The sequence below is a fragment of the Neptunomonas sp. XY-337 genome (assembly GCF_004959845.1).
Classification (GTDB): domain Bacteria; phylum Pseudomonadota; class Gammaproteobacteria; order Pseudomonadales; family Balneatricaceae; genus Neptunomonas; species Neptunomonas marina.
This window is the reverse complement of the sequence record NZ_SPLL01000002.1, coordinates 397,239-411,582: the sequence shown is the minus strand read 5'-3', so window position 1 is coordinate 411,582 and position 14,344 is coordinate 397,239. Positions and strand designations below refer to the sequence as shown.

General features: G+C 53.3%; 13 protein-coding genes. 2 read left to right on the top strand and 11 right to left on the bottom strand.

The annotated features are described in order from the left end of the window. Positions 1-9: 9 nt before the first annotated feature. The 5 genes from E4L36_RS05520 to speB form a co-directional block, all read right to left on the bottom strand. Positions 10-1,719, bottom strand: a complete 1,710-nt coding sequence (locus E4L36_RS05520; RefSeq protein ID WP_136679658.1) for an efflux RND transporter periplasmic adaptor subunit — start codon at positions 1,717-1,719, stop codon at positions 10-12. A 10-nt stretch (positions 1,720-1,729) separates the two neighbouring features. Further along, positions 1,730-3,121: a TolC family protein gene (locus tag E4L36_RS05515; RefSeq protein ID WP_136679656.1), complete on the bottom strand. Its 1,392-nt coding sequence runs from the start codon at positions 3,119-3,121 to the stop codon at positions 1,730-1,732. Between the two features lie 100 nt (positions 3,122-3,221). Continuing rightward, positions 3,222-3,581, bottom strand: a complete 360-nt coding sequence (locus tag E4L36_RS05510; RefSeq protein WP_136679654.1) for a hypothetical protein — start codon at positions 3,579-3,581, stop codon at positions 3,222-3,224. A 121-nt stretch (positions 3,582-3,702) separates the two neighbouring features. Continuing rightward, the gene (locus E4L36_RS05505) at positions 3,703-5,190 is read right to left on the bottom strand and encodes an aldehyde dehydrogenase (RefSeq protein ID WP_136679652.1); all 1,488 of its coding nucleotides are present in this window, start codon (positions 5,188-5,190) and stop codon (positions 3,703-3,705) included. A gap of 285 nt (positions 5,191-5,475) precedes the next feature. Next, complete coding sequence (speB, locus tag E4L36_RS05500) at positions 5,476-6,441, bottom strand: agmatinase (RefSeq protein ID WP_240770677.1); 966 nt, start codon at positions 6,439-6,441, stop codon at positions 5,476-5,478. A gap of 111 nt (positions 6,442-6,552) precedes the next feature. On the opposite strand from speB, the gene E4L36_RS05495 reads away from it, so the two are divergent. Both E4L36_RS05495 and E4L36_RS05490 read left to right on the top strand, forming a co-directional pair. Continuing rightward, entirely contained in the window at positions 6,553-7,470 is a 918-nt protein-coding gene (locus tag E4L36_RS05495) for a LysR family transcriptional regulator (protein ID WP_136679650.1), read from the top strand. Positions 7,471-7,607: 137 nt separating this feature from the next. Beyond that, entirely contained in the window at positions 7,608-9,731 is a 2,124-nt protein-coding gene (locus E4L36_RS05490) for a TonB-dependent receptor (RefSeq protein WP_136679648.1), read from the top strand. Between the two features lie 108 nt (positions 9,732-9,839). On the opposite strand, the gene E4L36_RS17895 is transcribed toward E4L36_RS05490, so the two are convergent. Genes E4L36_RS17895 through E4L36_RS05455 form a run of 6 tightly spaced genes read right to left on the bottom strand, consistent with a single transcriptional unit; the run spans position 9,840 to position 14,147 of the window. Further along, on the bottom strand, positions 9,840-10,613 hold the full coding sequence (locus E4L36_RS17895; RefSeq protein WP_206064513.1) for an energy transducer TonB: 774 nt from the start codon (positions 10,611-10,613) through the stop codon (positions 9,840-9,842). After that, positions 10,610-11,011 carry a biopolymer transporter ExbD gene (locus tag E4L36_RS05475; RefSeq protein ID WP_169051482.1) on the bottom strand — a complete coding sequence of 134 codons (402 nt, stop codon included), beginning with the start codon at positions 11,009-11,011 and terminating at the stop codon, positions 10,610-10,612. Before E4L36_RS05475 ends, E4L36_RS17895 begins: the two co-directional genes overlap by 4 nt. Then, complete coding sequence (locus tag E4L36_RS05470; RefSeq protein ID WP_136679635.1) at positions 11,001-11,594, bottom strand: MotA/TolQ/ExbB proton channel family protein; 594 nt, start codon at positions 11,592-11,594, stop codon at positions 11,001-11,003. Before E4L36_RS05470 ends, E4L36_RS05475 begins: the two co-directional genes overlap by 11 nt. Then, positions 11,591-12,304: a sulfite exporter TauE/SafE family protein gene (locus tag E4L36_RS05465; RefSeq protein ID WP_136679633.1), complete on the bottom strand. Its 714-nt coding sequence runs from the start codon at positions 12,302-12,304 to the stop codon at positions 11,591-11,593. The genes E4L36_RS05470 and E4L36_RS05465 overlap by 4 nt, the downstream gene beginning before the upstream one ends. Beyond that, positions 12,301-13,347, bottom strand: coding sequence for a 4Fe-4S binding protein (locus E4L36_RS05460; protein ID WP_136679631.1), 1,047 nt, complete (start codon positions 13,345-13,347; stop codon positions 12,301-12,303). Before E4L36_RS05460 ends, E4L36_RS05465 begins: the two co-directional genes overlap by 4 nt. Continuing rightward, positions 13,344-14,147 (bottom strand): hypothetical protein, encoded by an 804-nt coding sequence (locus E4L36_RS05455; protein ID WP_136679629.1) that lies wholly within the window; start codon positions 14,145-14,147, stop codon positions 13,344-13,346. The genes E4L36_RS05460 and E4L36_RS05455 overlap by 4 nt, the downstream gene beginning before the upstream one ends. Positions 14,148-14,344: the final 197 nt, after the last annotated feature.

The window sequence follows — 14,344 nt, the reverse complement described above, 5'->3', positions numbered from 1 at the left end:
AGGCCGCCCTCAGTGTTGCTGCGTATCGGAGTGGTTAGCATGGGTGGGCGCAGGCGCTAGCTCAGTGATCACAAGATCATCACGCACCTCAAAGGTAAAGCGCACCACCGCTCCAACCGTTAACGCAGCAAGATCAACGTCCTCGCTTGCGATAAAGTCCATCGTCACGGCCGGTCGATCCCACTTTTCAATGGCATCTCGGCTGATGTTGATAACACGGTTTTCAATATCAATACGGTTAATCGTGCCGTTTACCGTGGCGCTCGAGACACGCGGCTGCGACATAATATGGATGCCGGTGATTTGATAATCTCCCGCCTCCCCTTTAGCCACCTCAAAGTGCAGTGTCTGCCCTTTTTCTAGCTGGTTGATATCCACCTGATCTGATGCCACAAAGTTCATGGTCATTGCTGGCCATTTCCACTCAGGTGCAGGCTCATGGCTGATGTTGACGAGGCGTTCTGCAGGCGTCACTGCGTTGACCTCCCCCGCCATCCAGACCTTACTCGGCGCAGGCGCCATGCGCAGAAAATCAGAAGACTTACTCGACTCCGAGTCCAACAGGAACTGAGCTGAGGTGACGATACGGTCAGTTTGCAACACCCCGTCCAGAACCTCGATGTAGCGATCATTCATGCGCCCTAACTGCACAGCCACCGACTTAAACTGCCCCTCCTCCAGTGCCACAACAACACGATCTTGTCGGCCTGTCCGAATGACCGCCTCACGGGGCACCATCAACGTCGTTTCACTATCACGCGCAAATAGCGTCAGAGATGCAAACATGTTGGGGCGCAGGCGTTGATCAGGGTTGGCAAAGCGCATCCGCAGGCGCAGGGTGCGCGTGTCAGCAGATAGTGTTGGGTAGATATACTCGACGTTCCCTTGCCACTGCTGCCCCGGAAAATAATCGAGGCTCATCTGCACCGGTTGGCCTTGGGTGACTAAAGCCGCTTGGTTTGCAAAAACCTCCCCCTCAACCCAAACCTCATCAAGCTTGGCAATACTCATCAGCGTTGTGTCCGGCTTCACATAGAAGCCCTCGCGCACCGATAAATTCTCGATCATGCCAGACTGAGGCGCATAAAAAGTCACACTCTGCTGCACTTCTCGGGTTCGCTCTAGCTCTTTGATAAAGTGACTTGGTACATGCAACGCCGCCAGACGGCTACGAGCAGCCTTGGCCAAGATGCGATTGCCTCGTTTCAACGCGATCAACAGCTCCTGCTGAGCGGTCACTAATTGCGGTGAATAGAGGCGATACAATGGCGCTCCTTGCTCCACAGGGCTTCCCGTCGATTCAACAAACAGCGCTTCAACCCAACCCTCAATACGCGGATGGATATGTACTAACGCATCTTCGCTGTACTGGACGTAACCGACAGTAGCCACTCGGGACTCAAAGGGCGCTTCGATAACCGCTGCCGTTTTCACACCCAAGTTGTTAACAACCTGCGGAGCTATTTCGACCGCTCCGACCACCGTGCTGTCACTAGCCTCCTCATAGACAGGCACAAGGTCCATGCCCATAGGTGACTTACCCGGCTGGTCACGCCGATAGTTGGCATCCATCGGCGCCACCCAGTACAGCGGTTGCTTTTCAGCGCTTTCGGTACTCGGCTGGCTTTGCAAAACAGCCGGGACAAATAAGATAACGCCACCTATACCGAGCGCGGCGCCAGCGGTCATCACCAACAGGTTTTTGATAATTCCTGACATCTTTCTCTCCTTACTCGCCCACTCGCTCTGCACCGCTTTGGGTGAGCAGATAATTGAGTCTTACAATGCTTTTTAAGCGTTCAACGGCAATATCCAGCGCTGCGATGCGTGTGTTCATACCCGTCACTCGAGCTTGCAATGCCGCAGAGATCTCGCCGTCATCCAAGGTGTAAGCGTTCAATGTGAGCTCAGCAAGGCTGGTCGCTTGCGCCAATAACGTGCGCTCAAACAGCCGATGCCGTGTCTCTAGACTCGCCAATGTGCGCATCTCGCTATGCATGGCACTTTGCATCTGGTTCATAAGCAGCACCGCTTCTGTTTTCACCGCTTCACTCTCTGCGATGGATGCAACCACGTTGCGATCTTGTTTCTGGCTCGCAAATAGCGGCAGATCAAACGAGATGCCAATTGAAAACAGATCTGCGCGGCTGGGGCCATTGGGCGCATCATCCCGATAGCTATATCCAGCACTCACAGCCCATTGGGGTTTGTACTGCTCGCGCGCCAGCGCAATATCCTGCGCTTTCACCTGCTGATCGACACCAGCCGCTCTCAACAAAGGGTGTTGGCGTAAAAGGTCCATGCGCTGAGCATCTGTTTCAGGAAGGGTTGGCCGCTCAAGTACTGGCAAGCTATCTGGCAGGCGGCCAGCGAACCTTTCCGTGGCGGGCAAGGCCGCTGGGTATAACCACTGGGTTATACCGGCCAAAGCAGCACTCAAACTCTGCTGCTGGCGTAGCAGCCGTTCTTGTAGCTGTGTGACGCTCATCTGCGCTTGAACAACATCGTGCTGGCGAGCTGCGCCAATGCCAAAGGCATAGTTACTCCGAGCAACGTCTAAAACCTTTTCGACCCATGGCAGCTCGCTTTCTATCAGGACTGCTGTCTTATCAGCTTTGATCGCATCGAGCCATAACAGCGATACATCGCGTTCTACCTGTGCTTTACGGTTATCACGCAAGAACGACTGCTTTGAAGCAGCCACCTCTTGGCGGGCCTGCTTGATAGACAGAGTGTCCCCGCGAGGTAACAACTGGGTCACGCCGAACTTTAACTGTGTCATCGCCTCTTGGTTAAAATCAGCGGTATTGGTGGGTAGGTTCGCCAGCGTTACGGAAAACCGCGGATCAGGTAGGGCACCGAGCGCGACACTTCGTTCAAGCATCGCCTGCTGCTGATAAAGACTCCCCTGCAGCCAAGGGTCATTTTGTAACGATATCGCTACCGCATCGTTCAGCGTCAGCGGAGTATCCGCTTTGGCCATTGACGCCACCACTAGCAAGCCAGCACCGAGCATACAGCGCACAGAGCCATACAGGCCTTGGCTATAGAAAGAGATATTGGACATGCGTAAGCGCAGCTGAGGCTGCGCTCCACATCGATAGAGTTTTTTGAAATGCATAATCTTACCCCCAGATATTCTGGGCTAAACCCATTACAACGAACGGGCTAAAAACAGGAAAAAGCGGCAGTGCGCAAAATCAGGGCGCACTTTCCCTGTGTTAGGTAAGAATGGGAGGACGATAGAGGGACTGAACTGTATCGCGCGGCTGCGCTAAATGCTGCTGCGATAGCAAGGCAGCACGTTCGATTTCAAAGCGCAGTGGCCCAGCGTAAGCTGCAGATAACGCAGCACAAAACATCGCAGGGCAGTGTTCATCAGCTTGGCAGCAGTCGGGGGTGGATTCTCCCATCACGTTGCTCTGCAGCATAGCGTGATGCTCTGCCATCTGAGAGTGATCCATCATTTCGGCGTGGCTATCCGCTTGCTGACACACCATAGCCGTCAGCGCGACTGTCTGGCCGATAGGGGCAAACAGTAAGGCACACAACGTGAGTATATGGATAAAAGACTTCAGCATGGGCGAATCAACAGATAGATACAGTCGCTAAATAACGCTAGATACCAAAGATGCTACGGCAGTTACGAGGGGATGTAAATGCTAAGAGCAGCCCCTGCACCTTGCAGGGGCTTGATGGACCTTACGACAAACGGATCATGACGTTTTTCACATCGGTGTATTTCTCGAAGGCATGTAGCGATTTATCACGGCCATTGCCCGATGCTTTCACACCACCAAACGGAACCGTAGTATCGCCCTCTCCCCATGTATTTACCCACACCATACCGGCTTGAATCTGGCGGCTTACACGGTGAGCACGCGAGAGGCTCTCGGTCCACAGAGCAGAGCCCAAACCGTACTGGGAATCGTTCGCTAGGCGAATCGCCTCCTCCTCTGTTTCAAAAGTACATACCGCAAGCACAGGGCCGAAGATCTCCTCTTTCACAAAGGTCATGCCGTTGTGTGCGTTATCAATGATGGTCGGCTCAACAAAGAAACCTTCGCCTGTTTGGTGCTCAGGTACGCCACCCAAAAGTACACGGCCACCCTCTTCGATAGCGGAGTTTACATAGCGCGCAACCGTGTCCAGCTGTGCTTTGTCTACCAAAGGCCCCATCGTTGTTGCTGGGTTGAGCGGATCACCCGGCTGAAAACGCTTAGCGGCTGCCACCAGTTTTTCGACAAACTCATCTTTAACCGATGCATCAACATACAGGCGCGAGCACGCGATACAGACTTCGCCTTGATTGCCAAAGATGGCAACGGCTGCTGTTTGTGCGGCTTTATCCAAGTCAGCATCGGCAAACACTAGATTTGGCGACTTACCGCCAGCCTCTAGCCACACCCGTTTCATGTTGGATTCGCCAGCGTAGCCCATGAGCATCCCCGCCACACGCGTCGAGCCGGTAAAGGCTAATACGTCTACATCCTGATGCAGCGCCAGCGCTTTACCCGCGGTGTGGCCATAGCCTGTCACAACATTGAATACGCCATCAGGGATGCCCGCTTCTTTAGCAAGCTCCGCCAAGCGTAGCAAGCTGAGAACTGACTTTTCCGATGGTTTTAGAATGACGCTATTACCTGCCGCCAACGCCGGTGCCACTTTCCACGCCGCCATCATCAAAGGGTAGTTCCAAGGTGTGATACAGCCCACAACGCCGCACGGCTCGTGGCTGATCAACGCCAGTGTATCCACGCCCGTTGGTGCGATTTCGCCATAGACTTTATCGATACACTCCGCTGTCCACTCGAAGCAGTCGATCGTATCAGGGATATCGATGGCGACCATCTCAGAAATTGATTTACCCATCTCAAGGGTATCGAGCAGTGCTAGCTCATCTCGGTGCTGGTCGAGTAGCTGCGCAAGACGTAGCAACACTTTTTTACGTGCACGTGGCGCCATCTGCGACCATACACCCGACTGAAACGCCGCACGGGCATGGGATACAGCCACATCAATATCTGCTGTGTCGCAGCTGGCTACATTAACCAAGACCTCTTCCGTTGCAGGATTGACTGAGGGGAAGGTCTCGCCACTGATGGCTGGGACAAACTCACCGTTAATGAACGCGCCCTCACGAAAGCGCAGTTCGCTGCGTAGCGCTTCCCATTCCTGATAACTTTTCATTACGTCTTACTCCTGCATAAATTTGGCATCATTAACTGACAGACTATATAGCGCCGCACCGACGCACTATACACCCGAATAGGTATGTGAGGGGATGGACTCATACGCGAGGCGATGTTGGCTCTCTGGCCAACCGTTTTGCCTCGCTATGATGGTGATGGTCTCAGGATTCAGCCGTTGATCACGGCCCAACCTCTGTGCCTGCCGGTTCGGGTTAACCGCACGTTACCCCGCTTGTATTTAGGTACGTCCTCATTTCCCCACCTGCCCATGGCAGGTGGTTTTTTATCGGCTTAAATAGCAGCCTCCCGCGCCGTTGTTAGCAGCCAATACATACAAGTACTCAAGTGCGAGCGTTGCTCCTGCCAGCGATGTCACCTCAGCATGGTCGTAAGCCGGTGCCACTTCCACCACATCCATTCCCACAAGGTTAGCGCCCTGCAAACCACGGATAATTTTAAGCGCCGTATCGATTGATAGCCCGCCGCACACTGGTGTGCCTGTGCCGGGTGCAACCGCTGGATCAAGACCGTCGATATCAAAGCTAACGTAGGTTGGTTTGTCACCGATACGCGCTTTTATCCGCTCAAGGGTCGCGTCAGGACCATGACCATTGACCCACGCCGCATCCAGCACTTCGAAGGGGTGATCTTCGTGCTCATATGCCGTCCGGATGCCTACCTGTATGGCATGATCCGTATCCACCAGCCCCTCTTTAACCGCATGGTAGAACAGCGTGCCGTGATCATACTGGGTGCCCCCTGAGTAGGTATCGGTATGGGCATCGAAATGCACCAGCGCCACAGGGCCATGCTTTTTAGCGTACGCGCGCAGCACCGGTAGCGTAATGTAGTGATCTCCGCCAAATGTGAGTGCTTGTGCGCCGCTCGCTAGTACCTGATCAATGTGCGCTGTGAGGTTATCAACCAATGTTTGTGGTTCGCCATGGCGAAACAGCAGGTTGCCGGTATCCGCAACGTTTAAGTGCTCCTCAAGCGCGAAGTTCCAAGGCCAACGCGCGCCCTCCCAAATAAGGTTTGCCGATGCAGCACGCACACCTTGTGGCCCAAAGCGCGCACCTGGGCGCCCTGATGTCGACATATCATAGGGAACGCCTGTCACCAGCACGTCACCACTAAACTGCGCCGGATCTGGTACAAAAGGAACCTGCATAAACGTCATGCCTAATGTGCCATAGAGCGGCATATCTGCATCTGCGACCACGGGGCCGGGTGTGGTTGTTTTTGTCATTGTTTTGCTCCTGTCATCTCAATAGAGAACAGGCTACTTCACTCACCACTATCTGTGAAATGCATATAGATGATATAACTATTAATACGATAGATATTAACGAGTACTGGCATGTCGGATCTACACAACTTTGACCTGAACCTACTGATTCAGTTTGAGGCGCTCATTAGCGAGTGTCATGTCAGCCGTGCCGCTGAAAAAGTGTTTCTCAGCCAGTCGGCGATGAGCCATGCCTTGGCAAGACTACGTGAGCACTGTAACGATCCTCTTTTAGTACGCACGCCACAGGGTTTGCAGCCTACCCAGCGTGCCAAAGCGATGTTGCCAGAAGTACGCAACGCACTTGCTACCATCGAGCGCGCTATCGCAGCCCCCACCGCGTTCGTGCCAGCCACCAGCCAACGCTGCTTTACGCTGGCGGCAACGGACTACTTCGAATCGGTTATTTTTCCAGACTGGTTCTGCACATTACGCAAGCGCGCCCCTTATATTCAGATCGCTATCGACATCATCCCTGAAGACCGAGCGCTACAGCGCCTCTCCAGTGGTGAAGTCGATTTGATTATCGGGCTAGAGAGCGACCTTTCCACTCCTAGCTATCTGGATATCGATATCTGGTGTGAGGAGCATTTAGTGGTGATTGGCAGCGAGCACTATAACCATCGTGGTCCACTGGATCTGCCAACCTATTTGGCGGCTGAGCATATCGCCTTTTTTGATCTGGCCTCACAAGCCGACAGCGCCGTTGATCGCTGGTTAGCCCAGCAAAACCGACATCGCCAAGTGGTTGCTAAAGTGAGTAACTATATGGCGGGCGCGCGCATGGCTGCCAATAGCCAGATGCTCGCAACACTGCCCAAACGCATGGCGGAGCTATTTGCGACCTTATTACCGGTAAAAATCTTTGCACTGAGTGATGCGTTCCCCACCCAACGGATGACGCTCATTCAAGACCCTCGATTACGCAATGAAGCGGGACGTCAGTGGCTGGTGGACCAATTGAAACTCGCCACATCGGGTGACATTTAAGCTCAATTATCAGCGCTCCAAGACGGTATTAACACACGCTTGCAGCACTGCGACAATCTGCCGCGTGACATCATGTCACATTGTTTACAAGCCTCTATACCCTTATTTTCCGGTCAGTTTTTCTTGGAGTTAAAAAGATGATCGGAACCCCCACCCCTAAAAAACAACTGTGCGTTGTTATCTCTGCCTTGATCAGCAGCCAAGCGCTCGCTGTGGATGGTCCAACCGATGTGATCACCGTGACCGCCACGCGTGCAGAGCGCGTCTCGTCTGAGGTGCCTGAGAGCATCGCCGTGATTGATCAAAGCCGTCTTGCGCAGGAGCGCATGGGTAATATCAACGATGCGCTCAGAGGCACACCGGGTGTCTTAGTTGAGTCGACCAGTGGCGCATACAGCTCGCGGATGATCGTGCGCGGCGCAGGCTTAAAGGCCCAATACGGAATTCGCGAAGTGATGCTGCTACGCGATGGGGTGCCGATCACCGACCCCGATAGCTTCACACGGATGGACTTTATCGATACGCAAGATATCGAGCAGATCGAGGTGAGCAAGGGACCCGGAAATATCTATGCTGCCGGATCGACCGGCGGTGCCATACAGATTATTTCTAAATCGGTTTTCGATGATCGGCGCGACCAACTACGCATCGGCGCAGGCGAGTTTGGCACCAAAAACCTCCATGCACGCAAGTCTTACATGTCGGAGGCAGGCAACGCAGTGGCGATTACCGCATCGCACCGCAAGTCAGATAATAACTGGCGCCGTTGGAACGATTTTGAATCGAATCAGCTCAGCATCAAAACAGGCTATCTGCCCAATGACTTCACCGAACTCGAGACCGAGCTAAGCTACACCAAAGCGCAGCTCAACCTCCCTGGAGATATGACGCAAGAGCAGTTCGAGGCGTTTCGCCAAACCGGCAAACAAACCGACAACAACAGCCCCTTCAAGCACAACGCACGGGACTCCGAGATCATCTTTTTCAATAGCCGTTTAAATATGGATCTGGGCAGTTTTACCTTTAAGCCGCGTCTCTATTTCAACCACTGGAGCCACTTCCACCCAGTGACGGGCGGTATCAACGATACGCCGGGTGTGAATATCTGGGGCACAGACCTCGAAGTGGAAGTCCCTCACAACCTGCTTGGTCAGGACAACTTAGTGATGGGCATGACCTACCGCCAAGACCGCAACCTAGGCGCTAAAAAATACGCCTACCAAGATATCGTGACCGCTGGCCCCAAAGTGATTCGCACGCTATCTAACGATCCGGGCGAGCTATTAGAGGAGCAAGATGAGAAGAACAACGTGGTGGGCTTCTTTGTGCAAGAGAGCCTGCAACCCAACGAAAAACTGTTGATTGATGCAGGCTTTCGCTTTGACCACATCACCATCGAGCAAAACACTTGGAGCAGTGATACACGCTACAACTACGGCATGGGCGGCTATGTGACCGTACCGGGCAGTGGCGGTTATAGCTCACTTAACCGCAGCTTCGACCTGTTCTCACCCCGCGTTGGCATTAGCTATAAACTTAACGATCAGTTTACGCTGTTCGGTAATCTCGCCCAAGGCGAGCAAGTCCCCTTCGCTAGCGAATTAGAGAGCAACCCCGATCTTCGCAGCCCCACCAGCCGTAGCTTCGAAGTAGGCCTTAAAGGCCGCGCTGCGAGCTGGGAGTTTGACCTAAACGCCTATATCAGCAGTGTTGACGACGAGATCATCCGAGTGCGCACCAACGGCGAAAGCATCTATCAAAATGCCGGCAGTACTGATAAAAAAGGGCTTGAGTTCAGCGGCTCTAAGCAAGTGTTGCAGGGTAAAATTCCCGGTAAATTACGACTTGGCTTTAACTATGCCTACAGTGATTACACCTATGATGAGTTCTCAGAGATTGTTTACGGTGGCCGCCCGACGAACCATGACCGCTCCGGCAATCAACTGCCTTACATTCCAAAGCATTACTACAGCGTCAACGCAAACTATGAACACCCCTCCGGCATCAAAGCGCGTGTGCAGGCTGACTCTTGGGGAGATTACTACCTCGATAACGCCAATACAGAGAAATATAAAGGCTATGATTTTGTCACGAGCCTCAACGTCAGTTATGCCACAGGCCCGCACGATATCAGCTTAAATATTCAAAACCTGTTTGATAAACGCTATGCCGTTGAGGTGGAGAAAGATACGAGCGGCGAAAAATCGTTTTCACCCGGTGCACCGCGCTCAATCATGTTGAGTTATCGCTACCAGTTTTAACCGCAAGGGAGGTAATACCTCCCTTTTTTCCGCCTCTCTCAAGATAAACTCTCGCGGCTAGAAGCGAATCTAAAAGAGCGCCCTCGCCTTGGGCTGATCACTAACAAACTACTTTAACTGATATACCAGCGTGAGTTTATACGCCACCGCACCCAGTGGGGATGGCAGCGGCACAGAGCGCTGAATCGCCTGCAAAGTGCTCTTGTAAAACAAACGATTACCCTTGAGCCACTCAACATCCGCTAGGTTACCCGACGCATCAATCGATACGATAAAAGTCACTCGTCCCTCAATACCTCGCTTCCGTGCTCGAGACGGATAATGTTTGTGTGCATCAATGCGTGCAGCCAGCTCATTAAAGTGTCGATCACGTTGCGCCTTTGGATTTATAGGCGGTGCCGCTCGCTGTTGTTCGTTTGCAGCATCCACACTTGGCGGGTGCTGCACTTTATTAGCCACAATATTGGCGCCGCTAGCCACTTGCATATGGGTGGGTAGCGTTTGTTGAACCGCTGGCTTGGGCTTAGGCTTGGGCTTGGGCTTGGGCTTGGGCTTGGGCTTGGGCTTGGGCTTGGGCTTGGGCTTGGGCTTGGGCTTGGGCTTGGGCTTGGGCTTGGGCTTGGGCTTGGGCTTGGGCTTGGGCTTGGGCTTTTCAATGATAGGTTCTGGCGGTGTGGCTGCCGCAAGTGGAGCTGCCACTGCCGGAGCAACAGGAGCAACAGGAGCAGGCGCTGCTACGCTAACACGCACCGCAGAGAACGACGCCGCTGGCGCTTGTGCAGCATCCGCCAATAAGGGCTGCTTCCACAATAGATACGCAAGCCCTAGGTGCAGCAGTAACGAACAAAAAACCCCGCAGGCTTTCCAGTGCAACTGCATCATGGCTGCTCAGTTAATATCTCTAAATTATCGATATGCAGCGCTCTGGCCACATCCAACACCTGCACAATATGCTCAAATGGTGTTTCCTTATCAGCAGCCAGTTGCAGCACGAGTGTATCTTTTGTTTGCATCAGCGTAGCTAAGCGGTGCGACAAAACATTGGCATGAATGGGCTCACCGTCCAGAAACATAGCGCCACTGGGAGTGAGGGTAATTTTGTGCGCTTGCTGAGCTCTCAGGTCGTCACCGGTATCAGCGGTCGGCAGCGCCAGATCAACCACCTGCTCTTCCACAAAATGAGCTGTCAGCATAAAAAAGACCAACAGCAAAAACACGATATCGATGAGCGGGGTTAAGTTAAGGATAGCTGTCTGTTGTACCGGCGATCTATATTGCACCCGTGATGCTCTCCTGCTGCCAGAGCGCCGCTTGCTCTGAGTCGTTAAGCACCAAAGCTGCCGCTTGTTGCAGTTGCCAGTGATAGCGCGTCAATGCTGATTCCCAGAAGTGGATCAGTATTAGCAAAGGAATAGCCACCGCTAGCCCAATGCCTGTTGTCAGCATCGCCTCCCAGATACCGCCTGCTAGCGCCATTGCATCGACTTTGCCACCCGCACTTTCGATAACCTGAAACGCCTTAATCATGCCGGTGATTGTTCCCAGCAGTCCCAACAACGGAGCAGTATTTGCTAACAACGAAACCGTTTTAATGCCTGCTTCCATCGGGCGCATTTCATCATAAATGTGGTGTGCAGCCGCTGCCCGCAGCTCGGCGCCGTGCCCTTTCGCATCACACGCCTGTGTTAACTGTTCAACAATGCGCAGCTCACCCCCTTGTGGCCACTGCTCAATCGGCAGATGCAACTTAGCGCGTTTACGCAGCATCAGTTGCAGGTACTGGGCTGCCACAATCGACACACCCAGAACAGAGTATGCAAGCAGGATCCACACGACGGGACCACCTTTCTCAAACATCATCATGCGGGAACCCCTCGCCAAGCAGTGTTAATGGCCACTAACAGCAGCAGGCCTGCGCCCACGCGCGTTAAACCAAACTGCCACTGCGCCAAATGACGGCGTAGCTCCTTACCCAGCAGCGCAACGCCATAGCGCACTAAAAGTGTCGGTATCACAATGGCTCCGATACCAAATCCAAAGGCCACCGCACCGCCCCAAAACCAACTGGCGCTTTGTGCAGCCACCGCCAACAACCCCAACAGAGGAATACAAGGGTTTAACGCCAGCGAAAAACCCAACCCATAGAGCTGCAAGCGGTTACGCGGCTCAACCGCCCGATCCGTTGCGATGAGGTTGCTGGCAGGCGGCTCAGGCGCGGCACTGGGCAAAACGGAGTGACACACAGGCTGGCGCGCTTGACGCCACATTTTAAGGGCCAACCAAAAGGTGATACTGGCCGCAAACAACGGTACAGCCGGGTGTTCAAGGTAGTGCTGCAATGTTTGCCCAAATGCACCCGCAGCAGCACCCAATGTGAGGTAACCTGATAATCGCCCTCCCATAAAGGGGAGTAACACCTCCGCTACAGGCTTCGCGGCAGAAGGGCCGAGCAAAACGGGGCCAAGGTATGGCAAGCAACTTAGATTACAAGGTCCACTTCCAAAGCTCACACCGATAAGAAATGCTGAGAAGACCGCGGTATAGAGACTCAGTTCAACCCACTCCGTGCTCATGACTCCACCTTCGACTTTGGCATCTCCACCAGCTTGACTCTTTCCCACTGGGTTTGGGCTTTTTTACGCGCCTTGAAATAGCGCGGGCTCGCACTAAAGATCGGTTGATTAAGATAGCGCAGCTGCAAGACATCTTTATCTGGGCAAAACTCCACACAACGACCACAAAGCGTGCAATCTGCCAGCGTAATGTCTTGTGCTTTATCGGTGTGGTTGTGCTCAGTTTGCAGCTCACGAATATCCATTGGGCACGCGTCCGCACACAGGCCGCAGCGGTCACATCGCGATGTGCCCTTTTTTACTAATCGGGCAAAGCCGGCTTTACGAAATACCGCGTGTAAGGCCAACATCGGACAGATGCGGCAAAAAGGCTGGCGCAACGTTAAAGCCATCGCGATAACCAGACCAAACAGAAAATCACCTAAGATCGATAACACCATGTAGCTTGGCGTTGAGGTATCAACAAACAGCTGCTCATGACTTCCTGTCATCAGGGTGGTCAGTATTCTGCTCGGGCAGATTTGGCAAAAGGGGTCGCCCCACTCATCCGATAGAAATCCGAGGCTAGTTAACGCGGGGAGGCCAAACACTAAACCGCTCAGCATTAACCACTTAACCGGACGTATCTTATCCACCGTCGCATCGGTCAGTTGATTAACCCGGCGCAGCCCGAGCTTTTGCCCGATGATATTCATCACCTCTTGAAAAAAGCCCAGCGGACAAACCCAGCCACAAAAGGCTTTGTTCAATACGACAAACAGCAGTAAGAACGTACCCAATGTGGTGAGTACCGGCATCAAGATCTGCAACGCGTTTCCGGTATCAACCGCAGCGCCAAGACGGTGATGAAACTGGTGCTGTAGCGGGATCAGCGCACAATAGTCCGCATTCATCTGGTCGTAGGCACAGCTTAGCGAGGGCAAAGCCCCTGATATTTTATCGGCAGCGTAAAAGCCTACAACCGAAGCGCCATAGACAAAAAAAATGAACATAAAAAGCTGCACACTGCGGCGAATCACCGTTAAAGAGAATCGTTGGCTCATTTCACTTTGCTCCGGCGGCGGTCATGGCTGGGAAGACGGCGATTCACAACAAATCCGGCAAACATGCCAAGCCCCAAGACCAGCGCGCCAGCTGATGCGCTTTTCCAGTGCTTCGCACTCGCGTGATAACGACTACTTAAACTAAATTGGTAGTCCACCCCGTCGCGCTCCAGCGAGATAAACAGCTTCAGCTCACCAGGTGGTGTAGCGCGCTTGGCAGGTACTACCTCAGGAAAGTCATCTGGAATATGAACCTCGAGTACGCCGAACGCATCGGTATGCAATATCTCAGTCGAGCCAAAGGTGGTGGTCGCCAACACCGGCTGGTTGGCCAGCGGCGCACCGTTAAACGTAGCGCGATACCGATAGCTTTTTTGGCTTTCATACTTCCAGTGCTCACGCGGCAGCGGATCAGGAATGAGCACTAACGAGGCTTGTGGCGCTGCCAGCAAGTCGGTCGGCGATGTATCTACCGGTCGGCCATTAAAGTAGAGGTACCGAGCGGCAGCATATTCGTAGCGTTGCCCCTTGGCTTTGGCGAGTAGCAGATGGTAGTTGTTTTTGCCCGTTGGCCGCAGTTTTAAACGGTTACCGTCAAGTCGGTGCGTTTCTCGCACCAGATCAGAGTGGATCAGCTCCACATCAGGCTGCTGTTCAGTGGTAGCGTTGTGTAGCACAAATTGCTTTGCACCACGCCCATGTCCATGATGTGAAGCGGTCTCAGTATAGGGTGCCCAGTACCAATCGGCCTGAGCAAGCGGTGCGCAAAGCACCAAGGGGATTAAAGCGGTGTACTTCATAAGGGTTCAAGCCATGAAAATTTGTGGCGAGTTTAGCGAAGTACACAAGCGTTGCAGCGTGACCAAATGCCACATGCGACATCACGTCACACCGCAGCGAATCAACACATAGGGAGCACAGGGCAGCTAAAAGAGGGCAGCAAAAAAAGAAGCCGGTGTACACCGGCAAAAGGACATCAAGTGGACAAACAAGATAT

What these genes read in the sequence shown, in the direction of transcription:
- E4L36_RS05465 (WP_136679633.1), bottom strand. Translation starts at nt 12,304, where the DNA reads ATGAGCACGGAGTGGGTTGAACTGAGTCTCTATACCGCGGTCTTCTCA.
- E4L36_RS05455 (WP_136679629.1), bottom strand. Translation starts at nt 14,147, where the DNA reads ATGAAGTACACCGCTTTAATCCCCTTGGTGCTTTGCGCACCGCTTGCT.
- E4L36_RS05490 (WP_136679648.1), top strand. Translation starts at nt 7,608, where the DNA reads ATGATCGGAACCCCCACCCCTAAAAAACAACTGTGCGTTGTTATCTCT.
- E4L36_RS17895 (WP_206064513.1), bottom strand. Translation starts at nt 10,613, where the DNA reads ATGATGCAGTTGCACTGGAAAGCCTGCGGGGTTTTTTGTTCGTTACTG.
- E4L36_RS05520 (WP_136679658.1), bottom strand. Translation starts at nt 1,719, where the DNA reads ATGTCAGGAATTATCAAAAACCTGTTGGTGATGACCGCTGGCGCCGCG.
- E4L36_RS05460 (WP_136679631.1), bottom strand. Translation starts at nt 13,347, where the DNA reads ATGAGCCAACGATTCTCTTTAACGGTGATTCGCCGCAGTGTGCAGCTT.
- speB (WP_240770677.1), bottom strand. Translation starts at nt 6,441, where the DNA reads ATGACAAAAACAACCACACCCGGCCCCGTGGTCGCAGATGCAGATATG.
- E4L36_RS05510 (WP_136679654.1), bottom strand. Translation starts at nt 3,581, where the DNA reads ATGCTGAAGTCTTTTATCCATATACTCACGTTGTGTGCCTTACTGTTT.
- E4L36_RS05515 (WP_136679656.1), bottom strand. Translation starts at nt 3,121, where the DNA reads ATGCATTTCAAAAAACTCTATCGATGTGGAGCGCAGCCTCAGCTGCGC.
- E4L36_RS05505 (WP_136679652.1), bottom strand. Translation starts at nt 5,190, where the DNA reads ATGAAAAGTTATCAGGAATGGGAAGCGCTACGCAGCGAACTGCGCTTT.
- E4L36_RS05470 (WP_136679635.1), bottom strand. Translation starts at nt 11,594, where the DNA reads ATGATGATGTTTGAGAAAGGTGGTCCCGTCGTGTGGATCCTGCTTGCA.
- E4L36_RS05495 (WP_136679650.1), top strand. Translation starts at nt 6,553, where the DNA reads ATGTCGGATCTACACAACTTTGACCTGAACCTACTGATTCAGTTTGAG.